This window comes from Microbacterium invictum, from assembly GCF_034421375.1.
GTDB classification, from domain to species: Bacteria; Actinomycetota; Actinomycetes; order Actinomycetales; family Microbacteriaceae; genus Microbacterium; species Microbacterium invictum_A.
The window spans coordinates 1,286,288-1,308,449 of the sequence record NZ_CP139779.1; the positions used below are offsets into that span (position 1 = coordinate 1,286,288).

Annotated in this window: 21 protein-coding genes and 1 tRNA gene; 12 read left to right on the forward strand and 10 right to left on the reverse strand. The window is 70.5% G+C overall.

Annotation, left to right across the window (positions count from 1 at the left end):
* Positions 1-55 precede the first annotated feature (55 nt).
* The 3 genes from T9R20_RS06205 to T9R20_RS06215 are packed head-to-tail and all read left to right on the forward strand — an operon-like array spanning position 56 to position 4,266.
* On the forward strand, positions 56-2,245 hold the full coding sequence (locus tag T9R20_RS06205) for an alpha-ketoacid dehydrogenase subunit alpha/beta (RefSeq protein WP_322411661.1): 2,190 nt from the start codon (positions 56-58) through the stop codon (positions 2,243-2,245).
* Positions 2,245-3,564 carry a dihydrolipoamide acetyltransferase family protein gene (locus T9R20_RS06210; RefSeq protein WP_322411662.1) on the forward strand — a complete coding sequence of 440 codons (1,320 nt, stop codon included), beginning with the start codon at positions 2,245-2,247 and terminating at the stop codon, positions 3,562-3,564. Before T9R20_RS06205 ends, T9R20_RS06210 begins: the two co-directional genes overlap by 1 nt.
* A 60-nt stretch (positions 3,565-3,624) precedes the next feature.
* Complete coding sequence (locus tag T9R20_RS06215; RefSeq protein WP_322411663.1) at positions 3,625-4,266, forward strand: NAD(P)-dependent oxidoreductase; 642 nt, start codon at positions 3,625-3,627, stop codon at positions 4,264-4,266.
* A gap of 9 nt (positions 4,267-4,275) precedes the next feature.
* Here T9R20_RS06215 and T9R20_RS06220 read toward each other — a convergent pair whose 3' ends face one another.
* The gene (locus T9R20_RS06220; protein WP_322411664.1) at positions 4,276-5,583 is read right to left on the reverse strand and encodes a DUF4032 domain-containing protein; all 1,308 of its coding nucleotides are present in this window, start codon (positions 5,581-5,583) and stop codon (positions 4,276-4,278) included.
* A 67-nt stretch (positions 5,584-5,650) separates the two neighbouring features.
* Positions 5,651-6,757 (reverse strand): sn-glycerol-3-phosphate ABC transporter ATP-binding protein UgpC, encoded by a 1,107-nt coding sequence (locus T9R20_RS06225; RefSeq protein WP_322411665.1) that lies wholly within the window; start codon positions 6,755-6,757, stop codon positions 5,651-5,653.
* A 263-nt stretch (positions 6,758-7,020) separates the two neighbouring features.
* On the opposite strand from T9R20_RS06225, the gene T9R20_RS06230 reads away from it, so the two are divergent.
* Together T9R20_RS06230 and T9R20_RS06235 are read left to right on the forward strand one after the other, a co-directional pair.
* Positions 7,021-8,001 (forward strand): DsbA family protein, encoded by a 981-nt coding sequence (locus tag T9R20_RS06230; protein WP_322411666.1) that lies wholly within the window; start codon positions 7,021-7,023, stop codon positions 7,999-8,001.
* A gap of 31 nt (positions 8,002-8,032) precedes the next feature.
* Positions 8,033-8,108 (forward strand) — tRNA-Thr (locus T9R20_RS06235).
* Between the two features lie 251 nt (positions 8,109-8,359).
* Here the strand turns inward: T9R20_RS06235 and T9R20_RS06240 are convergent.
* Positions 8,360-9,022, reverse strand: coding sequence for a hypothetical protein (locus tag T9R20_RS06240; RefSeq protein ID WP_322411667.1), 663 nt, complete (start codon positions 9,020-9,022; stop codon positions 8,360-8,362).
* A 73-nt stretch (positions 9,023-9,095) separates the two neighbouring features.
* Here T9R20_RS06240 and T9R20_RS06245 point away from each other — a divergent pair, with 73 nt between their 5' ends.
* Positions 9,096-10,043 (forward strand): DMT family transporter, encoded by a 948-nt coding sequence (locus T9R20_RS06245; protein WP_322411668.1) that lies wholly within the window; start codon positions 9,096-9,098, stop codon positions 10,041-10,043.
* A 30-nt stretch (positions 10,044-10,073) separates the two neighbouring features.
* Here T9R20_RS06245 and T9R20_RS06250 read toward each other — a convergent pair whose 3' ends face one another.
* Both T9R20_RS06250 and msrB read right to left on the reverse strand, forming a co-directional pair.
* Complete coding sequence (locus T9R20_RS06250; protein ID WP_322411669.1) at positions 10,074-10,649, reverse strand: nitroreductase family protein; 576 nt, start codon at positions 10,647-10,649, stop codon at positions 10,074-10,076.
* Positions 10,646-11,047, reverse strand: a complete 402-nt coding sequence (gene msrB / locus T9R20_RS06255; RefSeq protein WP_322411670.1) for a peptide-methionine (R)-S-oxide reductase MsrB — start codon at positions 11,045-11,047, stop codon at positions 10,646-10,648. The genes T9R20_RS06250 and msrB overlap by 4 nt, the downstream gene beginning before the upstream one ends.
* A gap of 122 nt (positions 11,048-11,169) precedes the next feature.
* Here msrB and T9R20_RS06260 point away from each other — a divergent pair, with 122 nt between their 5' ends.
* From T9R20_RS06260 to T9R20_RS06285, 6 genes are all read left to right on the forward strand, one after another.
* On the forward strand, positions 11,170-12,222 hold the full coding sequence (locus tag T9R20_RS06260; RefSeq protein WP_322411671.1) for a DUF2332 family protein: 1,053 nt from the start codon (positions 11,170-11,172) through the stop codon (positions 12,220-12,222).
* Between the two features lie 9 nt (positions 12,223-12,231).
* Positions 12,232-12,498 (forward strand): DUF3263 domain-containing protein, encoded by a 267-nt coding sequence (locus T9R20_RS06265; protein ID WP_322411672.1) that lies wholly within the window; start codon positions 12,232-12,234, stop codon positions 12,496-12,498.
* A 76-nt stretch (positions 12,499-12,574) separates the two neighbouring features.
* Positions 12,575-13,177 (forward strand): LytR C-terminal domain-containing protein, encoded by a 603-nt coding sequence (locus T9R20_RS06270; RefSeq protein WP_322411673.1) that lies wholly within the window; start codon positions 12,575-12,577, stop codon positions 13,175-13,177.
* Between the two features lie 131 nt (positions 13,178-13,308).
* Positions 13,309-13,509, forward strand: a complete 201-nt coding sequence (locus T9R20_RS06275) for a cold-shock protein (RefSeq protein WP_248241759.1) — start codon at positions 13,309-13,311, stop codon at positions 13,507-13,509.
* A gap of 157 nt (positions 13,510-13,666) precedes the next feature.
* A complete protein-coding gene (gene groL / locus T9R20_RS06280; protein ID WP_322411674.1) occupies positions 13,667-15,286 on the forward strand; it encodes a chaperonin GroEL in 1,620 nt (539 codons plus the stop codon).
* A gap of 200 nt (positions 15,287-15,486) precedes the next feature.
* Positions 15,487-16,155, forward strand: coding sequence for a DUF2461 domain-containing protein (locus T9R20_RS06285; protein ID WP_322411675.1), 669 nt, complete (start codon positions 15,487-15,489; stop codon positions 16,153-16,155).
* Positions 16,156-16,229: 74 nt separating this feature from the next.
* On the opposite strand, the gene T9R20_RS06290 is transcribed toward T9R20_RS06285, so the two are convergent.
* The 5 genes from T9R20_RS06290 to T9R20_RS06310 all read right to left on the reverse strand — a co-directional run bounded on the left by T9R20_RS06290 (position 16,230) and on the right by T9R20_RS06310 (position 22,110).
* Positions 16,230-16,517, reverse strand: coding sequence for a WXG100 family type VII secretion target (locus T9R20_RS06290; protein WP_179560583.1), 288 nt, complete (start codon positions 16,515-16,517; stop codon positions 16,230-16,232).
* Positions 16,518-16,644: 127 nt separating this feature from the next.
* On the reverse strand, positions 16,645-18,336 hold the full coding sequence (locus tag T9R20_RS06295) for a HAMP domain-containing sensor histidine kinase (protein WP_322411676.1): 1,692 nt from the start codon (positions 18,334-18,336) through the stop codon (positions 16,645-16,647).
* Positions 18,337-18,446: 110 nt separating this feature from the next.
* Positions 18,447-19,139, reverse strand: coding sequence for a response regulator transcription factor (locus T9R20_RS06300; protein ID WP_124293769.1), 693 nt, complete (start codon positions 19,137-19,139; stop codon positions 18,447-18,449).
* A gap of 60 nt (positions 19,140-19,199) precedes the next feature.
* Entirely contained in the window at positions 19,200-20,414 is a 1,215-nt protein-coding gene (locus tag T9R20_RS06305) for a saccharopine dehydrogenase family protein (protein WP_322411677.1), read from the reverse strand.
* 52 nt (positions 20,415-20,466) lie between these two features.
* Positions 20,467-22,110: a DNA repair helicase XPB gene (locus T9R20_RS06310; protein WP_322411678.1), complete on the reverse strand. Its 1,644-nt coding sequence runs from the start codon at positions 22,108-22,110 to the stop codon at positions 20,467-20,469.
* Positions 22,111-22,162: the final 52 nt, after the last annotated feature.

The window sequence follows — 22,162 nt, forward strand, 5'->3', positions numbered from 1 at the left end:
ATCAGCCGTACCGTGGGATGGCGCCCTCGGGCTGCCGACCATCGAAGGAGATGCGATGCCGCGACGACGCCGGCTGGACACCGGAACCCCGTGGGTGGAGCTGCGCACCACCGCCGCCGACTGGAAGGCGGCGGACCCGGCGCTGCTGGTGACCATGCTCGGCCAGCTGCATCTGATCCGCGCGTTCGAGGAGTCCGTCCTCGACCTCGCCTCCCAGGGGCTCGTCCACGGGCCGGCGCACTCGAGCATCGGCCAGGAGGGCGGCGCCGTCGGGTCGATCGTGTCGCTGCGGTCATCCGACGCGGTCAACGGATCGCACCGGGGGCACCACCAGTTCCTGGCCAAGGCCATCGGCCACGTCTCCGGCGGCGGTCTGAGCCTGGACACGCTGGTCACCCCCGACCTGCAGGCGCTCCTTCGCCGCACTCTCGCCGAGATCCTCGGCCTCGCCGAGGGCTTCTCCGGCGGACGCGGCGGATCGATGCACCTGCAGTGGCTGGAGGCCGGGGCGCTCGGCACCAACGCCATCGTGGGCGGCGGAGCGCCGCTCGCGACCGGTAACGCGTGGGCGCAGAAGCACGCCGGCACCACCGATATCAGCATCAATTACTTCGGCGACGGGGCGAGTCAGATCGGCTCGGTCCTGGAGTCGATGAACCTGGCCGCCACCTGGCAGCTGCCGGTGATGTACTTCATCGAGAACAACCTCTACGCCGTGTCGACCCACGCCGGCGAAGCCTCGGCCGATCCGCGGTTCTCGATCCGCGCGCAGGGGTTCAGCATCCCTGCGTGGCGCGTGGACGGGATGGATCCGCTGGCCGTGCACCTCGCCACCCAGGAAGCCCTCGAGCGGATGCGCGCGGGGGAGGGCCCCGCCGTGATCGAGGCGGAGGTCTATCGCTTCTTCCACCAGAACGGACCCTACCCGGGGAGCGCCTTCGGCTACCGCACCAAGCAGGAGGAGGCGGAGTGGAAGGCGCGCGACCCGCTGGAGAAGGCCGCGCGCGAGCTCTCCGCCCTCGGGGTCGCCTCCCCGGACGAGATCCGGGCGGTGCGCGAACAGGCCGTCGCCGCCATGGCCGACGCGGTGTCGGCGCTGACCGAGGGTGATCCCGAGAACGCCGGCCGCTCTCGCATCCGCCCCTCCCTCTGGCCGGACCCGGCGGGTGTCGACCGGGGCATCCGGGGCGACGAGAGCGAGCTGGAACGGCTCGTGGCCGCCGACCCCGCCGCGCACGCCGGAGGGTGGCGCGAGGTGAAGTTCGTCGACGCGGTCGCCGAGACGATGAACCGGCGGATGTCGGAGGACTCCCGCATCATCGTGCTCGGCGAAGACGTCCACCGCCTGAACGGAGGGACCAACGGCGCCACGAAGGGGCTGGCCAAGGCCTTCGGGCCCGACCGCGTCATCGGCACGCCCATCAGCGAGAACGGCTTCTTCGGCCTTGCGGGCGGGATCGCCCTCGACGGACGCTTCCGCCCGGTCGTGGAGTTCATGTACCCCGACTTCATGTGGGTCGCCGCGGACCAGGTGTTCAACCAGGTCGGCAAGGCCCGTCACATGTTCGGCGACAACAACCGCGTTCCCCTGGTGCTGCGCACGAAGGTCGCGATGGGCTCGGGGTACGGCTCGCAGCACCTCATGGATCCGGCGGGCATCTTCGCCACGAGCGTCGGCTGGCGGATCGTCGCCGCCTCCACCGCCGCCGACTACGTCGGACTCATGAACGCCGCCCTCGCGCTGGAAGACCCCGTGCTCGTCATCGAGCACGTCGACCTCTACGGCACGGCCGATCGCGTTCCCGACGGCGACCTCGACTACATCATTCCGCCGCGCAGCGCCGCGATCCGCCGCGCGGGCGACGAGGTGACGGTGCTGACCTACCTGTCGATGGTCGCCCACAGTCTCGAGGCGGCGGCCGAGACCGGGATCGATGCCGAGGTGATCGACCTGCGCTGGCTCGACCGTGCGTCGCTGGACTGGGACACCGTGGGCGAGAGTATCCGCAAGACCAACAACGTCCTCATCGTGGAGCAGGGATCGCAGGGGCCGTCGTACGGTGCGTGGCTGTCCGATGAGATCCAGCGTCGCTTCTTCGACTGGCTCGATCAGCCGGTGCAGCGCGTGACCGGGGGAGAGGCGAGCCCGAGTATCTCCAAGGTGCTCGAACGCGCCGCCATCGCCCGCACGGAGGAGGTCGCGCGCGGCCTCGAACGCGTGCGGGCCGAGTGGGGAGGCCGCTGATGGCCGCCGTGGTGAGGATGCCGGCGCTCGCCGCCGGGGCGACCGAGGCCGCGATCCAGAGCTGGCTGGTCTCCGTCGGTGACGAGGTCTCGGCCGGACAGCCGATCGTCGAGATCGAGACCGAGAAGGCCGTCGTCGAGTACGAGGCCGAGGAAGCCGGTGTCCTCGCCCGCATCCTCGTGGACGAAGGCGGGTCGGCCGAGGTCGGATCGCCCATCGCTGTGCTCGCCGCCGCGGGGGAGGAGCTCTCCGACGTGGACGAGAGCGCGACGGATGCCCCGCCCGCGCAGACCCCCGCGACGACGGGCGCGGGCATGGGCACGGAATCCTCCGAGGACGGGACCCTCGCACCGCCCTCGCCGGTGACGGAGGTCGAGGCCGCGCCGGACACCGAGCCTGCACCTCCTCCCGGGCCGGCGCGCCGGCTCTTCGCCTCGCCGCTCGTCCGACGTCTGGCCGCCGAGCGCGGCCTCGACCTGTCGGGGCTGGTCGGCACCGGCCCGAACGGACGGATCGTCCGTCGCGACCTCGAGGCGCACACCGCCCTCGCCGCCGAGCCACCCTCGACGCCGGCCGCTCCTGCCGTGCCCGCCCCCGCGGTTCCCCCCGCCGCGGCCCGCACGGAGGAAGCCCCCGCGGCCGACGTCGAGGTGATCCCCCACACGGGGATGCGCCGCGCGATCGCGCGGCGGCTGACCGAGAGCACCTCGACGGTGCCGCACTTCTTCCTGCGGTCCCGCATCCGTGTCGACGAGCTGCTGGCGCTTCGTGCCCGGATCAACGAGGGGCGGACGAACCGGATCTCGGTGAACGATTTCGTGGTCAAGGCGGTCGCGGCCGCCCTTCGGGAGGTGCCCGAGGCGAATGCGATCTGGACCGACCAGGCGATGCACCGCTTCTCGCACGCCGACATCGCGGTGGCGGTCTCCGTCCCCGGGGGTTTGGTCACCCCCGTCGTCCGCGGGGTGGATCGGATGTCGCTCGGCGAGGTGAGCGCTGCGATCGCCGATCGCGTGGAACGGGCGCGCGCGGGACGTCTGAAACAGGGGGAGCTCGAGGGCGGGAGCTTCTCGGTCTCGAATCTCGGGATGTTCGGCACCGAGGAGTTCGCCGCCATCATCAATCCGCCGCACGCGGGCATCCTCGCCGTCGGGGCGGCGCGTCCCTCCCCGGTGGTGGTCGACGGGGAGCTCGCGGTCGGGACGGTCATGACCGTGACGCTGTCCGCCGATCACCGGGTGATCGACGGCGCACTGGCCGCGCGGTGGCTGGCAGCTTTCACGGCGAGGATGGAGAATCCGCTCAGCATCCTCGTGTGACGGCGCGGGTCCGCGCGAACGTCCGCTTGAATGAGACGAGGACAACGGAAGGATCGCACCATGGCTCGCATCGCCGTCATCGGAGGAACCGGCTACGCCGGAGGACACATCGCTCAAGAGGCCGCCTCGCGGGGCCACACCGTGGTCTCGGTGGCCCGCACCGTGCCGAGCGAGCGCCTCGAGCATGTGACCTACGTCGAGGGGACGATCCTCGACGTGCCCGGGCTCGTCGCGGAGCTGCAGGGCGTCGATGTCGTCGTCATCAGCGTTCCCGCCCGGGATGACATGGCGGGCAAGGTACGTCCGGCGGTGGCAGAGCTGGTGAAGGAGCTGCCGGAGACCGTGCGCATCGGGGTGATCGGCGGCGCCGGCGGGAGCCTTGTGTCGCCCGACGGGCCCCGTGTCGTCGACACCCCCGGGTTCACCGAGGAGTTCAAGCCCGAGGCGCTCGAGGCGATCGGCGTGCTCGAAGACCTGCAGGCAGACGCGGTCGGCCACGACTGGTTCTACGTCCACCCCGCGGGCGGGTTCGGAGCCTGGAACCCCGGAGAGCGGACAGGGAGCTACCGCGACGGCGGGGAGGTTCTCGTGACCGACGCCGACGGGGAGTCCTTCATCTCCGGTCCCGATCTCGGCGTGGCCGTCGTCGACGAGATCGAGCAGCCCACGCACCACCGGGAGCGTTTCACCGTCGGATACTGACGGCAGATCTCACACGAGGTCTCGCCAGTCGACCTCGTCCTCCTCGCCGCCAGACAGGGCGAGCTCGCCGGTGATCACGGGGATACCCGTCGTCTCGGTGGGGGGTCCCATCACGGTCGCCTCGTCGCGCCGGTGCTGGAGGACGTCGTCGATGTAACTCGTGAGGACTTCGGCGAGCGGTACCGAACGGCCCCGCTCCTGCGACATGTACCACCGGTGCTCCAGCACCTGGTGGAAGACCTCGGCGGGTTCGAGCTTGGCCCGGTACTCGAACGGAACGGCCTTGACCACCGGTTCGAACACCCGCGTCAGCCATTCGTGGGCGACCATCTCCTCGTCGGATCCGAGCCGCGAGACGCGGGCGCGGTACTCGTCGAGGTCGTTGAGGAGTCGGCGCGCCTGATTCTCCTCGACGTCGAGCCCCGTGAGGCGCAGAAGTCGGCGCTGGTGGTGGCCCGCGTCGACGACCTTCGGCTGGATCGAGACGCGGGTGCCGTCGCGCGTGGTGTCGATCGACATCTCGCCGATGTCGAAGCCGAGGTCGTTGAGCCGGTGCACCCGCTCGGTGATGTGCCAGATCTCGTCAGAGCGGAACGTCTCGGTGTCGGTCAGGGCGCCCCACAGCGAGTGATACGACTCCATGATGCCGTCGGCGATCGCGATGGCGTCCACACCGCCCTCGAGCCGGCCGCCCGCTTCGAGATCCATGATCTCGCCGGCGATGTTCGTCCGCGCGACGTCGAGGTCGTGCGCACGCTGCCCCGCTGTCAGACCGCTCTCGTGCAGTTCTCCGGTCTCGGCGTCGACGAGGTAGGCGGCGAAGGCGCCGGCGTCGCGGCGGAAGAGGGTGTTCGAGAGAGACACGTCGCCCCAGAAGAAGCCGACGTTGTGCAGCCGCACGAGAAGGAGCGCGAGGGCGTCGACCAGCCGGGTGGCGGTGTCGGGCCGCAGCACCTGGGTGAACAGGGCGCGGTAGGGGAGCGAGAAGCGCAGATGCGAGGTGACCAGGGCCGCGGGGAGCGGCTCGCCCGCGGCATCCGTCCTCCCGGCGATCACCGCGACGCGCTCGACGCACGGGGCGTCGAGCCGCTGCAGATTGCCGAGCATGTCGTACTCGCGGCGCGCCATCTCTTCGGTGGTCTCTTTGATCGCGACCACCCGGCCCGAGAGGGTGGCGAATCGCACCAGGTGCCGTGAGATGCCCTTGGGCAGGAAGACGATGTGGTTCGACGGCCAGTCCGCCAGCGGCGTCGACCACGGAAGTGTCAGCAGCCCCGGATCCACCGCGCTGGCGGTGATGCTCAGGGAATCGACCATCTTTCCTCCGGGGACATGACGCGGCGCGGGGGGCTCAGAGAACCCGCCCGCGCCGCGTCGAGGTGTGTCAGGAGTTCGAGACCACCGGGGCGTCGTTCAGGCGCTCGCCGGTCTCCATGTCGAACGCGTGCACGTGGCCCGCGGTCGCGGCGAGGGTGACCGTGTCGCCGGCCATCGGGTGGCGGCGGCCGTCGACGCGCGCGACGATGTCGGTGCGCTTGCCGTTGATGTCGGTGTGGCCGTACAGGTAGCCGTCCGCGCCGAGCTCTTCGACCAGGTCGACGGTGACCGACAGGCCCTTGCCGTCGGCGGGTCCGACCACGATGTCCTCGGGGCGGACCCCGACGGTGACCTCAGAGCCGTGGGCGCGGCCGACGGTGTCGCGGTCGAGCGGCACGATCTCCGAACCGAAGTGCACGCCACCCTCGGCGAGGGAGGACGGGAACAGGTTCATCGCGGGCGAGCCGATGAAGCCGGCCACGAAGACGTTGTTCGGGCGCTCGTACAGGTCGCGCGGGGTGCCGACCTGCTGGAGGAGGCCGTCCTTGAGCACCGCGATGCGGTCGCCCATGGTGAGGGCCTCGGTCTGGTCGTGGGTGACGTAGACGGTGGTGACACCCAGGCGACGCTGCAGCGACGCGATCTGCGTGCGGGTCTGCACGCGCAGCTTCGCGTCGAGGTTCGACAGCGGCTCGTCCATGAGGAACACCTGGGGCTGGCGGACGATGGCGCGGCCCATGGCGACGCGCTGACGCTGACCACCCGAGAGGGCCTTCGGCTTGCGGGTGAGGTACTGCTCGAGGTCGAGCAGCTTCGCGGCCTCGAGCACGCGCTGCGCGCGCTCTTCCTTGCCGACGCCCGCGATCTTCAGCGCGAAGCCCATGTTCTCGGCGACGGTCATGTGCGGGTACAGCGCGTAGTTCTGGAAGACCATCGCGATGTCGCGGTCCTTCGGCGGGACATCGGTGACGTCGCGGTCGCCGATGAGGATGCGGCCGGAGTTGACCTCTTCCAGGCCCGCGAGCATGCGCAGCGACGTGGACTTGCCACAGCCGGAGGGTCCGACGAGGACCAGGAATTCGCCGTCGCCCACCTCGAGGTTGAGCTTGTCGACGGCCGGGCGAGTGCCGCCCGGGTACAGACGGGTTGCGTTGTCGAAAGTGACGGACGCCATGTGTTCTTCTCCTTCACCGGCAGGTACGTGCCGGACGATCCGTTGTGAATGGAGCGGTATGACCGCAGACGCCCACCATCGGGCGCCTGCCCACAGTATGTCACGCGTGGGCGCGAGCGCCTACGCCCGGGGGCGCGGGAGAGCGCGAAGGGCCGGCATCGTCTGGGCTTTTCCCAGCCTGCCTGATTAGCATCGAACCCGGCCCGCCTCGCCCGCGCCCCGCTTCGTTGCCCATCGGCAGCCCCCATCGTCCGAGAGGTTTCATGTCCCACGACCAGTCACCGAACGTTCCGGCCCCTCGTGAACGCCGGAACGCGGTCCGCGAGAAGGCCCAGCAGGTGCAGGCCCGCCAGTCGCGGCTGCGCTGGCTGCGTCGCGGCAGCCTCACGCTGCTGGCCGTGGGCGTCGTGACGGTCGCGGCGGTCATGGTGACGTGGGCGGTCGGGTCGGCGATGTCGCGTCCGGAGCTGCGTCCGCAGAACGTCACCGATGACGGCTTCGCCGTGACCTCGGTCACCGGCGTGGCCGCCGCCGACGTGGCCTCGGCAGCGGATGACGCGGCCGCGAGCGCCACCCTGGGGGCGACGCCCGAGGCCACTCCCTCGCCGACGCCCACGCCCACCGAGGCGCCGGTCGTCGACATCCGCGTCTATGTGGACTACCTGTCGACGGGCTCGCGGGAGTTCCAGCTCGCCAACGTGCAGCAGCTGAAGACCTGGGTGTCGCAGGCCGCCGTGGAATTGACCTACCACCCCGTGGCGATGCTCACGGCCAAATCGAACGGCACGAAGTACTCGCTGCGCGCGGCCGCGGCGGCCGCGTGCGTCGCGACGCATTCGCCCGAGGAGTTCTTCGCCTTCAACGACGCCCTGCTGCGCGAGCAGCCCGAGGTGGACACCGACGGCTTCACCGACAGCGAGCTCGCCGATCTGGCGCAGGCCGCCGGTGCCGAGTCGCCCAAGCTGGTGCGCTCGTGCATCGAGGAGGAGTCCTTCCTCTCGTGGGCGCGGGATGCGACCGAGCGCGCCCTCAACGGCATTCCCGAGACCGACGGCGTGACCCTGACCGGCACCCCGATGGTGCTCGTGAACGGTGTGCCGTACGTCGGTGCGCTCGACGACCCGCAGGAGTTCTCGCAGTTCGTGCTGACGATCGGCAGCGACGCGTACTACCAGGAAGCGTCGCCGAGTCCGACCGAGACGCCCGCGTCGACCGAGACGCCGTCGCCCGCCGCGACTCCGTGACCCGTGCGCCGGTCGGTAGGATGGGATCCCTGCCGGCTTGGCGCAATTGGTAGCGCACCTAACTTGTAATTAGGGGGTTGCAGGTTCAAGTCCTGTAGCCGGCACCACCCGCTCCGCGCCGCGATCCGTCAATCGATGCGGCCTCGAGCTGATCCGGACAGCGTTTTGTGACGGGTCGCGCCCCCGCCGCGGGCGCTCCCTCCGCGGCGCCCCCGCCGCGCGCGCTCCCTTCGCGGCGCCCGCGCCGCGCTCCTCCGGCGGCCCGCGTCCGACCATGCGCGATCCGTCGATGGACGCGGCCTCGAGCCCTTCCGGGCCGCAATTTGTGACGGGTCGCGGCCGAGAGGACGGGCGGATGCTACGCCGGCGGCGCGAAACTCAGCGCCACCGTGGTGGCGCCGCCCTCGCGCGAGAAGGTCACGGTCGCTGTGACCGTGGTGTCCGCATCCTGCCCCGGACCGATCTGCACCTCGAAGACCTCGCCCGACCCGGTCGAGTTGAACTCCAGCAGGCGCTCGTCCAGCCCCTCGAACTGCGCGGCGTCCCAGCCGAACTCCGCCGCCCGCGCGCGCAGTCCCTCGATCGCGCCACGCCACGACCCCGCGCCGTCGATCCCGACCGTCACCTCCGCGAGGCGGTCTGACGAGGCCACAGCGGTGGCGGTGATGACGTTGTCGATGACGTGCACGTCGTCGCCGGCGGCGATGAGCGCCTGCACCGGCCGGCGGAACTCCGCGTCCTTCGTCTCGTTCGCCCGCAGCCCGAGATCGGACGCCGGAAGAGCGCCCTCGCCCACCCGCACCCGCAGGACGCCCTCGACGTTGACGTAGTCGAACCCTGCGTCGGTCAGCATGCTGCCGCCGTCGGAGGCCTTCTGATCCGCCGAGGCCTCGGGGTCGTCCTCCGCCCACCACGACGCCTGCAACGTGAAGGTCCCGACGACGATCGCTCCGATGATGACGACCAGCAGCGCCGCGGGCAGCCAGCTGAGGAGCGTCCGGGTTCGACGGGTGAGGGGCACACTCCAGCGTACGTCGGCGCATCCCTCCTGTCCTGCGCCCGAGCGGCCATGCCGGTGACTGCATGATGGAGGGATGCCGCCGCCGCGCCTTCCGCTGGTCCTCGCCGTGGGCGGCGCCGTCCTCGTGGGAGTGCTGACGGCGCTCCAGGCGCGGGCCAACGGTCAGCTCGGCGCGAGCATCGGCGACGGGATGGTCGCCGCCTTCATCTCCTTCGCGTCGGGGCTCGTCCTCCTCATCGTCCTCAGTCTTCTCCTCCCCGAGGGTCGCCGCGGGTACCGGCGCCTCGTCGAGGGCCTGCGTGAGCGCGCCATCCCGGGATGGATGCTCCTCGGCGGCGCCGCCGGCGCCCTCACCACCGCGACCCAGGGGCTCGCCGTCGGCATCATCGGCGTCTCGCTCTTCACGGTGGGTGTGGTGGCGGGACAGACCGTGTCGGGGCTCGTCCTCGACCGTGCCGGGTACGGCCCGGCCGGGGTGGTCGCCGTCACCGTGCCGCGGCTGGTCGGGGCGCTGCTGGCGATCTGCGCCGTCGCGTTCGCGCTCGGCGGTGACACGCTCGCCACGGTCCCGCTGTGGATGCTCGTCCTCCCGCTCCTCGCGGGGGCCGGCATCGCCTGGCAGCAGGCGACCAACGGCCGGCTGCGGGTACGGGTCGGTTCGCCCCTGACGGCGACGCTGGTCAACTTCATCGGCGGAACGGCGATCCTGGCCGTGGCGTCCGGGGTCAGTGTCGCGATCTCCGGACTCCCGACGCGCCTGCCGTCTGACCCGCTGCTCTATCTGGGAGGTGCGGCCGGAGTCGTCTACATCGTTTTGTCCGCGGCGATCGTCGGATACACCGGCGTGCTGCTGCTCGGCCTGGGCGCCGTGGTCGGTCAGCTCGCGACATCCGTCCTCGTCGACGCCCTCTGGCCGGCCGTCGGCACTCCCGACACCCTCCAAGCCATCGCGATGGTGACGCTGGCGCTGTCGTCGGTGATCGTCGCGAGCCTGCCGTGGCGCCGGATGCTCCGCGGGTGAACGTTCCACCCCGGCGCGGACGCCACCGCCTCAGCCTCGGTCGGCCTTCCCCACCGGCATCCGCGAGAGGAAGCGATCGGGCTCGATCGGAGTGCGTCGACCCGGGCGCGCGTCGGCCGGCTTGCCGCCGACGTAGAGCCAGCCGAGGAGCTCTTCGTTCTTCTTCAGGCCGTGGGCCCTCGCGACGGCCTTGCTGCGGGTGTAGTGCCCGGTGCGCCAGATGACGCCGTAGCCCGCGTCGTCGAGCAGCAGGCTCAGCATGTGCGCGACGCCCGAGGCGACGGCCTCCTGCTCCCATCGCGGCACCTTGCCGCTCTTGCGGTAGCTGGCGACGACGGCGACGAGGAGCGGGGCTCGCTGGGGCTTCGTCGAGGCGCCCTTGTGGCCCTCGGCCTTGTTGATCGCCCGGCCCAGTCGCTCGCGATCGTCGCCGCGGAGCTCGATGAGGCGCCAGGGCCGCAGCGACGAATGGTCGGCGACGCGGCCGGCGGCGGCCACGAGCCGCGCCAACTCGTCGTGGGTCGGCGCGTCGGTCGTCACCCGCGACCACGATCGCCGACCGGCGACGGCGTCGTACACAGCCGTATTCGTGACGGTGATGCTCACGATTCGGGTGTGAAATCCAGGGCGAGCGAGTTCATGCAGTAGCGGTCGCCCGTCGGGGTGCCGAAGCCGTCGGGGAAGACGTGCCCGAGGTGCGAGCCGCACGCCGCGCAGCGCACCTCGGTACGCACCATCCCGTGGCTGTTGTCCTCGATGAGCTCGACCGCCTCGGGCCGGATCGACTCGTAGAAGCTCGGCCACCCGCAGTGCGAGTCGAACTTCGTGCCGCTCTTGAACAGCTCCGCGCCGCAGGCGGCGCAGGTGTAGAGACCCGCGCGTTCCTCGTCGAGCAGCTCTCCGGTCCAGGGGCGCTCGGTCGCCGCCTCGCGCAGCACCGCGTACTGCTCGGGGCTGAGCTCGGCCCGCCACTGCTCGTCGGACTTGTCCACCGTGTAAGACATGGAACCTCCTTCGTCCATTCAACCGCAGACCCGCGACCCCGGGACGCGCGAGGGGTGTCGCCGGGTACGCGCGGCGACACATTCGGGATGCCGGGGAGGCTCGATCGCGGCACGATGGGGGAGTGCCCGACTCCGCCGCTGACGCCGACGCCGCCGTAGTCGACGCCGCCGCCGACGTCGCCGCGCGGTACCGCAGGTTCGCGGACAGCGAGGCGCCCGGGCGCTCGGCGCTTTACGAGGAGTGGTCGGCGGGCGTCGCCGGCGACCCCGCCATGCAGCGGGTGCTGGCACGGATCCCCGCCGCGCACCGGCAGCCGCCGCTGGTGTTCGCCGTCACCCGCCTCCTCGGCGCTCCTGAGGAGGGCTACCCGGCGTGGGCCGCGTGGACGCACGCGCACGCCGACGCCGTGGTCGACCTGTGCGAGGCCCGGTCGCTGCAGACGAACGAGCCTCTCCGCTGCGCGGCCCTCCTCCCCGCGCTCGCCATGATCACGGGACCCCTGGCGCTGCTCGAGGTCGGCGCGAGCGCGGGCCTGTGCCTCTACCCCGATCGGTACTCCTACCGCTATGCGGCCGGACCGGCGCTCGACCCCGTCGACGGCCCGTCGACGGTCGTCCTGGGCAGCGCGCTACGCGGCCCGGCCGCAGCCCAGGTCGCCGAGACCCTGACAATGCCCCGGGTCGTCTGGCGGGCGGGTCTTGACCTCGCCCCCCTGGATGCCGCCGACGCGGCCGATCGCGACTTCTTGACCGCTCTCGTGTGGCCGGGCGAGACGGGGCGCCGCGAACGGATCGCGGCGGCCCTCGACATCGCGGCGGCGGATCCGCCGCGGTCGTGGCGGGGCGACGCCGCCCAACCGGGTGTCGTGGCGGCCGTCGCCGCCGAGGCTCCGGCGGGGGCGACCCTCGTGATCACGACCCCCGGGGTCCTCCCGCACATCCCGCGCGACGGGCGGCGGCGCCTCCGGGCCGAGATCGATGCCCTCCGCGCCAGGGTCGGGGCGCGGTGGGTCACCCTCACCCCCGCGGGATTGGCCGATCAGTGGCATCCGCCCCTGGATCCGCGGCGATGGACGGGGTTCGTGCTCGCGGTCGACGGAGTCGCGTGCGCCGAGGTCGACCCGCTGGGCGGTTTCGTGGAGTGGCGCGCCGGCAGGGCCGACGTGCGGGGTTAGCGTGAGCGGGTGCCCCTGAACGACAGACCCCTGAGCGAGAGAGATCGGCTGATCCTCGACTTCGAGGCGCTGTGGACCCGGCACGGCAGCGCGAAGGAAGAGGCCATCCGCCTTCGTCTCGGCATGTCGCCGGGGCGCTACTACCAGCTGCTCACACGGCTCATCGACACTACCGAGGCGCAGGAGTACGACCCCATGCTCGTCAAGCGTCTGCGGCGCATTCGCGACGCGCGCGTGCGCGCGCGGGTCATCCGCACGGCGGCGACCGGGCGCTGAGGACCGCTCTGCGCCATCCGGGCATGCGTCCAGCTGTCGCTTAGGTTGCCCCAGCCCGCTTCGGTAGCATCTTGTGGTGCCGAAAACGACCTTTCCGCGGGATCGCTTCGATGACCTCACCGCGGACGAGGGCCGGGTCGGAGCACACCGTGCCGAGAATCCCCGGATGCGCCCCTGGGTGGTTCTGCTGTGGGCGAGCCTCGCCACCATCGTCCTCATCGTCGTGGGCATCTTCGGCACGCTGCTGACCTCGGGTCGCATCCAGCTCGCGCCGGACGCCGAGCCGAGCGCCACGCCCGAGGCCACTGTGGAGCCCGTCATCGACACGGCCTACACGGTGCAGGTGCTCAACGCCACTCCCGAGCAGGGTCTCGCGACTCAGGTGAAGGACGAGATCGTCGCGGCCGGTTGGTCGGCCGATGCGGTCTCGGCCAGCGGTGCCGGGACGACGGACTTCGCCGAGACCACCGTCTACTACGCCTTCCCCGGCGACCAGGCGGCCGCTGCGGGCCTCGCCGAGCTCGTGCTCGGCGGCGCGCGCATCGAGCAGACCGACGTCTACCAGCTCGCCGACGACCCCAACACCCCCGAGGACGAGAGTCAGGCGCTGCAGCTCACGGTCGTCATCGGCCTCGACCGCACCGCCGATGCGCCCGCCGAGGAGTCGCCCGCGCCCTGACGGGCGACGGTGTGTTTCGCCCGCGTAAATGTTTGACAGCGAGCATGTCAACAGTTGCGTGAGAGCACTTTCCGAGCCTGCTGCGATCCCTAGCATGGGCCCTGTCCCGCCGCAGTACAGGAGAGTTCGCAATGACACAGGGCACCGTCAAATGGTTCAACGCCGAGAAGGGTTACGGTTTCATCACCGCCGGTGACGGTCAGGATGTCTTCGTCCACTACTCGAACATCGACATGAGCGGCTTCCGCGTGCTCGAGGAGGGTCAGACTGTCGAGTTCACCGTCGGCTCGGGCCAGAAGGGGCCGCAGGCCGAATCGGTCCGCGTCGTCTGAGAGGCGGATGCCGCAGGGCGGCGTCCCACTCGGACCCCGCCACACGCCGTGTGTCGCGTGGCTTGCACTCACCCATGGCGAGTGCCAGAATGGATTAGCACTCGTGATTGTTGAGTGCTAAGTCCGAAAGCCAACGTCCGGGAGGGACGACACACACATGGCAAAGATCATCGCTTTCGATGAGGAGGCCCGTCGCGGCCTCGAGCGCGGCCTGAACATTCTGGCCGACGCCGTCAAGGTGACCCTGGGTCCCCGCGGTCGCAACGTCGTGCTGGAGAAGAAGTGGGGCGCCCCCACGATCACCAACGACGGTGTCTCGATCGCCAAGGAGATCGAGCTGGACGACCCCTACGAGAAGATCGGCGCCGAGCTGGTCAAGGAGGTCGCCAAGAAGACCGACGACGTCGCCGGTGACGGCACGACCACGGCGACCGTCCTCGCCCAGGCTCTCGTTCGCGAGGGTCTGCGCAACGTCGCCGCCGGTGCCGACCCCATCTCGCTCAAGAAGGGCATCGAGAAGGCCGTCAAGGCTGTGACCGACCAGCTGCTGGCTGACGCCAAGGAGGTCGAGTCGAAGGAGCAGATCGCCGCCACCGCGTCGATCTCGGCCGCAGACTCCACCATCGGCGACCTGATCGCCGAGGCGATCGACAAGGTCGGCAAGGAGGGCGTGGTCACCGTCGAGGAGTCGCAGACGTTCGGCACCGAGCTCGAGCTCACCGAGGGTATGCGCTTCGACAAGGGCTTCATCAACCCCTACTTCGTCACCGACCCCGAGCGCCAGGAAGCGGTCTTCGAAGACCCCTACATCCTGATCGCCAACCAGAAGATCTCCAACATCAAGGACCTTCTGCCCGTCGTCGACAAGGTGATCCAGGACGGCAAGGAGCTCGTCATCATCGCCGAGGACGTCGAGGGCGAAGCCCTGGCGACCCTGGTGCTGAACAAGATCCGCGGCATCTTCAAGTCGGCTGCCGTCAAGGCTCCCGGCTTCGGCGACCGTCGCAAGGCCCAGCTGCAGGACATCGCGATCCTCACCGGCGGCCAGGTCATCACCGAGGAGGTCGGTCTCAAGCTCGAGAACGCCACCCTCGACCTGCTCGGCCGTGCGCGCAAGGTCATCATCACCAAGGACGAGACGACCATCGTCGAGGGTGCCGGTGACGCTGCGCAGATCGAGGGTCGCGTGACCCAGATCCGCCGCGAGATCGACAACACCGACAGCGACTACGACCGCGAGAAGCTCCAGGAGCGTCTCGCCAAGCTCGCCGGCGGCGTCGCCGTCATCAAGGCGGGTGCGGCCACGGAGGTCGAGCTGAAGGAGCGCAAGCACCGCATCGAGGACGCCGTCCGCAACGCGAAGGCTGCCGTCGAAGAGGGCATCGTCCCCGGTGGTGGCGTCGCGCTGATCCAGGCCGGCAAGATCGCCTTCGAGACCCTCGACCTCGTCGGTGACGAGGCTACCGGCGCGAACATCGTCAAGGTCGCCATCGAGGCTCCGCTGAAGCAGATCGCCCTCAACGCCGGCCTCGAGCCCGGCGTCGTCGCCAACAAGGTGGCGGAGCTGCCCGTCGGTCACGGTCTGAACGCCGCGACCGGTGAGTACGGCGACCTCTTCGCTCAGGGCATCATCGACCCCGCGAAGGTCACCCGCTCGGCGCTGCAGAACGCCGCGTCGATCGCCGGCCTGTTCCTCACCACCGAGGCCGTGGTCGCCGACAAGCCCGAGAAGGCTGCCGCGGCGCCCGCCGACCCGACGGGTGGCATGGACTTTTGATACGACGGGACTCAATGTCGCGCAGCGGCGTTGAGTCCCGGGCGTATCAAGGTCGAGTAGCCGCCACCGGCGGCGTATCGAGACCCTAGCCCGCCCGCACACACAGAAGCGCCTCTCCTCCGGGAGGGGCGCTTCTGGTATCACGGCGCATCCCGCAGCATCCCACCCTCGCCTCCCACCCGCCAACTACCATCTCCCGCATGGCCTTCGACGGACTCGACCCCGCCGCCTCGCGCTTCTACGACGACCTCGCCGCCGACAACACCCGCGAATGGTGGCTCGCGAACAAGGCGCGCTACGACGCCGTCGTGCGTGGTCCGTTCGAGGCGCTCGCCGCCGAGCTCGAGCCGGAGTTCGGTCAGCTGAAGATCTTCCGACCGAACCGCGATGTGCGCTTCAGCGCCGACAAGTCCCCCTACAAGCTGCACATCGGAATGGTCTCGCTCACGCCGGTCGCGTACTACCTGCAGCTTTCGGCCACCGGACTTCTCATCGGTGGGGGCTCCTATGACGTTCCGCCGGCCGCGCTCGCGCGCTTCCGTGAGCTCGTCGACGACGACCGCCGCGGCCCCGAGGTGGAGGGCCTTTTCTCGGCGCTCGCCGAGGACGACCTCGTGCCGATGAGCGACGACGCGGTGCTCACCGCACCGAGGGGGTACTCCATCGATCACCCCCGGATCGAGCTGCTGCGGCTCAAGCACCTGGCGGTCGGGCGCACCGAGCCGCTCGCGGACTGGATGTGGGGCCCTGAGGTGTTCGACATCGTCAGCGACGCCTGGCGCAATGTGGGGATGTGGAACGGCTGGATCGCGCAGAATCTGGGGGATCTGCTGATGCGTCCGGATCGCGAGCGGCCCGGTCGGCGCTAGCCGACGCTCGCACGGGTGGACGGTCCCTCCGGGGGAGGGACCGTCCGGTCTTCCGCTGCAGCTTCGTGTGGGGGTCAGCGGAAGAGGCTCGCGGTGGCCAGTTCGGCGTCGGCGTACTGCCGTCCGGCGGAGGCCAGGGCGGTGTTGATGCCGTTCAGGCTGTCTTCGACCTGACGCTGGGTGGCGCGCCACTGGTCGACGACGGAGTGGAAGGCGACGGCGGCGCTGCCGGTCCACGAGCCCTGCAGGTGCGTCAGCTGGGCCAGCATCGACTGCGTGTCGGCCTGGATCCGGTCGATGGTGCCGCGGATGGTGGATGTCGCGGCGAGGAGGGAATCGCTGTCGACGGAATAGGTGGCCATGGGGTACTCCTTTTCGAGGTGGACACCCGCCACGTTAGGGAGGCGACCGGGTCGCCGAACCGGCGACCGGGGGATCGGTGGAGAACCGCGAGCTCGTGCCGCCTGTGCAGGAGAGGACGACCCCGCGTCAGTCCCGAGGCGGCCGCGGGAGCGGCTGCGTCTCGAGCAGCAGGTGGTCCGTGGCATCCCGTGATTCGGCCAGGGGGAAGCCGACCCGGAATGTCGCCCCGCCGCCGGGGGTGTCGAAGACTTCGACCGATCCGTGCAGAGCGTCGACGATCGACGCGACGATCGACAGTCCGAGCCCGGTGCCCCCGGTCTCGCGGGTGCGGGAGGTGTCTGCCCGCCAGAATCGCTGGAAGATCTTGTCCTTGATCTGGTCGGGCACACCCTCGCCGTGGTCGATGACCTCGATCCACCCCAGGTTCGCGTCTCGGTCCAGACCCACCCGGAGTTCGATCGGCGAGTCGTCCGGGGTGAAGCGGCGGGCGTTCCCGAGCAGGTTCGCCACGACCTGGCGGATGCGGTTCTCATCTCCCCAGACGACGACCGCGGAGGCCGCCGCGGCGGTGACGGCGGGCGGCTGAGGGGCGGGCGCGGGCGTGAGCTCCCCGGTCGTCTCGGGGGCCTCAGCCGCCGTGCGGGGGCGGCGGCGCAGGCGCGACAGCGACGCGCTGCGCCGCGGGACGGCCCCGGTGCGGGGTGCGCCGCCGCGTCGCCCGGTGTCGGTCACGGCGGCATCGGCCTCGGGCGCCGGAGCTGTGTGCAGCTGATGGACGGTGGCGTCGAGCACCGTCACGGTGCGCTGCGGAGAGGCGGCGCGGGCATCCAGGCCGGCGTCTCGCGCGATCGGCACCAGATCGACGGGGGTGATCGCGACGTCCCGGCGTTCGTCGAGGCGGGCCAGCGCGAGGAGGTCTTCGACGAGGAGGCCCATGCGGACGGCCTCCTTCTCGATCCGCTCCATCGCCTGGCCGGTGGCCTCGTCGCCGGAGATCCCTCCCATGCGGTACAGCTCGGCGTAGCCCCGGACCGTCACGAGGGGCGTCCGCAGTTCGTGGCTCGCATCCCCGATGAAGCGGCGCATCTGGCGCACGGTCGAATCGCGCTGGGTGATCGCGGCGTCGACGCGCGAGAGCATCGCGTTGATCGCTGTCTTCAGTCGCCCCACCTCGGTCGTCTTCGGTTCGATGTCGGTCATCCGCTGGCTGAAATCGCCCGCGGCGATCGCGTCGGCGGTCGTCTCGACCTGTCCGAGGCTGCGGAAGGTCAGCGTCACGAGGAACCGGGTGAGGGCCGCGGCGGCGGCGATGATGATGACGGCGAGGATGCCGTAGATCGCGATGTAGTTGGCGATCGTGCGGTTCACGGGAGACACGGGAAGCGCGACCATCTCCGAGTAGAAGCCGGCGGCGCCGGGATACTCGTTGAGAATCGTGGTGGCCTGGAATTCGACCGCGCCGTCACGGGACAGGAGCGTCTCGATCGACAGCTCGCTGATCGTCGCGTCGGCGAGCGGATAGGTCTCGGGGAACTCGGGCTGCGGGCCGCCGCGCCCGCCGGCAACGGCGAGAAGCTGACCGTCCTTATCCCAGACGGCGACGTAGTAGTCGGTCGGTGGGGCGCCGGGCACCGCCCGCGCGACGAGGACCCCGTCCTCGATTCCGATGTCGATGAGCGGTGCGGACGAGTTCGCGCTGGCGAGCGCTTCGACCTGGGTGTTCAGGCTCCCGATCAGGCTGTTGCGCAGAAAGATCGCCGTGCCGACCCCGGCCGCGAAGAGACCCACGATGAGCAGGGCGACCGTGACGCCGGTCACCTTCGTCCGTAGACTCGTGCCCCGCCACCATCGCGTGATCGCGTCCGGCTGTTGCCCCAGGGTCTGCTCCTCGTCGTATCCGGCGCAGTCTCGCGCCGTGGTGCCCGGCGTCAGACGGTCTTGCCGGCCTTGAGCATGTAGCCGAACCCGCGCTTGGTCTGGATGAGCGCCTCGGAGGAGTGCGGATCGATCTTCCGGCGGAGGTAGGAGATGTAGCTCTCGACGATCCCGGCGTCGCCGTTGAAGTCGTACTCCCAGACGTGGTCGAGGATCTGGGCCTTCGACAGCACCCGGTTGGGGTTCAGCATCAGGTAGCGCAGCAGCTTGAACTCGGTGGGGGAGAGGTCGATAGAGACGTCGCCGACCCGGACGTCGTGGGTGTCCTGATCCATCGTCAGCTCGCCGGCGCGGATGACCGACTCCTCGTCGGCCTGCATCGTTCGGCGGAGGATCGCCTGGATGCGGGCGACGATCTCGTCGAGGCTGAAGGGCTTGGTGACGTAGTCGTCGCCCCCGACATTCAGGCCGGTGATCTTGTCTTCGGTCTCGTCCTTCGCGGTGAGGAAGAGGATAGGCGCGGTGTACCCGGCGCCGCGGAGGCGCTTGGTGACGCTGAACCCGTTCATGTCGGGGAGCATGACGTCCAGCACGATGAGGTCGGGTTCCTCCTCGAGCACGGCCGAGATCGTCTGCGCACCGTTGGAGACGGCCCGGACCTGGAAGCCGGCGAAACGGAGGCTCGTGATGAGCAGATCACGGATGTTCGGCTCATCGTCCACAACGAGGATGCGGGGTGCAGTCATCCCCTCATTATGGCCATCGATCTCATACGCCGCCTGGATACCGCGCGGAGGGGCGGGATCTCACCCGGCGGGGAGCGGCGTCGTCTCCACGGTGAAGCGGTGGTGACGGAGGCGCTCGGCGAGCGCCTCGCCCATTGCGCTCATCGGGGTGAGCACCCCGCCGACGTCCGGCAGGTCGTCGAAGGCGAGACAGAGCGCCGACTCGCCGAGCATCACGGCGGTGCCGTCGTAGCCCGGGTCGTAGGGGGCCGAGATCCGCGTGCGCATCGGCGCGCCGTCGACGGGATAGACATCCGACTCGACCGTGAATCGGCCCGCCTGCCTCGCCTGCTCGCTCGGTCCCTCGCCGGGGGCGGGGAGCACGCGGTCGAGGAGCGCTCGGGTGGGCGGGAAGAGCAGCCCTCCGACGAGGGCGGCGGTCCCCGCCGACACCCCGGCGGCGATGATGCGGCCCGTCGTGCCGGTGGTGGTGTCGACGACCTCGCGGTAGCGCATCAGCTCGCCGTACGACCAGCCGCCGAGATAGCTCGTCCGCTGCACGATCTGCTGGTTGAAGGCTCCCATCACGAACGGGGCCTGCCAGACCCCGGATGTCTCGTCGAGACGTAGGCCGCGCGGGCGGCTGCTCGCGGGGAGCCGGCGGGATGGCCCCGGGGTGAGGGCGTAGGGGTTCGCCACCGTGCGGCGAAGCGATGAGTCGTTCCGAGCGTCGAGGAGCTGCTGGCGGAGGGAGTCGATCGTCCCCCCGCTCACGCCCCCCTTGATCGCGCGCACCTGCACGACGGCCTCGGCGAGCGGGCCGCCGCCGGAGGCGGCGTGAGCGAGACCGACGCCGATGTCGGACGGGATCGAGTCGAACCCGCACGCGTGGACGATCCGGGCGCCGCTGTCGCGGGCGGCGTCATGCACCTCTCTCACGCTGCGCGCGGCGAAGGTGCTCTCACCGGTGAGGTCGGCGTAGGCCGTGCCCGCGCGGGCGCAGGCCCGCACCAGGGGAAGTCCGTGACGCGCGTAGGGCCCGACGGTCGAGGCGATCACGCGCGTCGACGCCGCCAGCCGGTCCAGAGCCGTCGCGTCGGCGACGTCGACGACGAGCGTGTCCCACGCGACATCCAGATCCCGGCGGAGCGCCGCCAGTCGCTCGGCCGAGCGGCCCGCCAGCGCGATCCGCGCGCCCTCACCGGCGCTCCGGGCGAGGTGCGCGGCGGTGAGCCGGCCGACGAAGCCGGTGGCGCCCAGCAGGACGACGTCGTAGTCCCGCTCCCCGTCGCCCATGCCTCGACACTACGTGCGTATGAGGGCACCGGGCCCCGCCGGGGCGCCTCGATCAGGCCGCAGCGACCTCTTCGGCGTCGAGGATCGTGTAGCTGTAGCCCTGCTCGGCGAGGAAGCGCTGACGGTTCTGCGCGAAGTCCTGGTCGACGGTGTCGCGGGCGATGAGGGTGTAGAAGCTCGCGGTGCGGCCGGACTCCTTCGGGCGCAGCAGGCGCCCGAGGCGCTGGGCCTCCTCCTGACGCGAGCCGAACGACCCCGAGACCTGGATGGCGACGGATGCCTCGGGCAGGTCGACGGAGAAGTTCGCCACCTTCGACACCACGAGCAGCGAGATCTCGCCCTCACGGAAGGCGCCGTAGAGCTCCTCGCGCTCATCGACGGGCGTGGCACCGGTGATCTTGGGCGCCCCCAGGGCGTCGGCCAGCTCGTCGATCTGGTCGAGGTACTGCCCGATCACGAGGATGCGCTCGCCGGGATGGCGGGACACGAGCTGTCGCACGACGTCGATTTTCGCCGGAGCCGTCGCGGCCAGCCGGTAGCGCTCCTCGTCGGCGGCGGCAGCGTACTCGAGGCGCTCGTCGGCGGGGAGGTCGACGCGCACCTCGTAGCAGGCGGCCGGGGAGATGAAGCCCTGCGCCTCGATCTCCTTCCACGGGGCGTCGAACCGCTTGGGGCCGATGAGGCTGAACACGTCGCCCTCGCGGCCGTCCTCGCGCACGAGCGTGGCGGTGAGCCCGAGCCGCCGGCGGGCCTGCAGGTCGGCGGTGAGCTTGAAGACGGGCGCCGGGAGCAGGTGCACCTCGTCGTAGACGATGAGGCCCCAGTCGAGGGCGTCCAGCAGTGCGAGATGGGCGTACTGGCCCTTCCGCTTCGCGGTGAGGATCTGGTACGTCGCGATCGTGACGGGCTTGACCTCTTTCGCCTGGCCCGAGTACTCGCCGATCTCCTCGGGGGTGAGGCTCGTGCGCCGCAGCAGCTCGTCGCGCCACTGCCGAGCGCTGACGGTGTTCGTGACGAGGATGAGGGTGGTCGTCTTGGTCTCGGCCATCGCCCCGGCCCCGACGAGCGTCTTCCCGGCCCCGCAGGGGAGCACGACGACCCCCGAGCCGCCGTCGGCGAAGGTCTCGACGGCCTGCTGTTGGTACGGCCGCAGGTGCCAGCCGTTCTCGGCCAGATCGATCGGATGGGGCGTCCCCGGCGTGTAGCCGGCGTGGTCTTCGGCGGGCCACCCGATCTTCAGCAGCTCCTGCTTGATCTGACCGCGCGCCCAGGCGTCGACTACATACGTGTCGGGGGCGGGGTGGCCGATGAGGAGCGGCTGGATGCGCTTGTTCCGCGACACCTCGGTGAGCACGGCGGAGTCGCTCGAGCGCAGCACGAGGGTGCCCTCGTCGTCGCGCTCGATGACCAGTCGCCCGTACCGCCCCACGGTCTCGCGGATGTCGAGCGACACCGACGGCGGCACCGGGAATCGCGACCAGCGGTCGAGGGTGCCGAGCATGTCGTCGGCCCCGTGCCCGGCGGCCCGGGCGTTCCACAGCCCCAGGCGTGTGATCCGGTAGGTGTGGATGTGCTCGGGCGCACGCTCGAGCTCGGCGAAGATCGCCAGCTCGTGCCGCGCGGATTCCGCCTCGGGATGGGCGACTTCCAGCAGCACCGTCCGATCGCTCTGCACGATGAGGGGTCCGTCAGCCATAGCGTTCCAGTCTACCGGTGCCTCCGGGGGAGGGCGGCCCGAGGGCGGGATG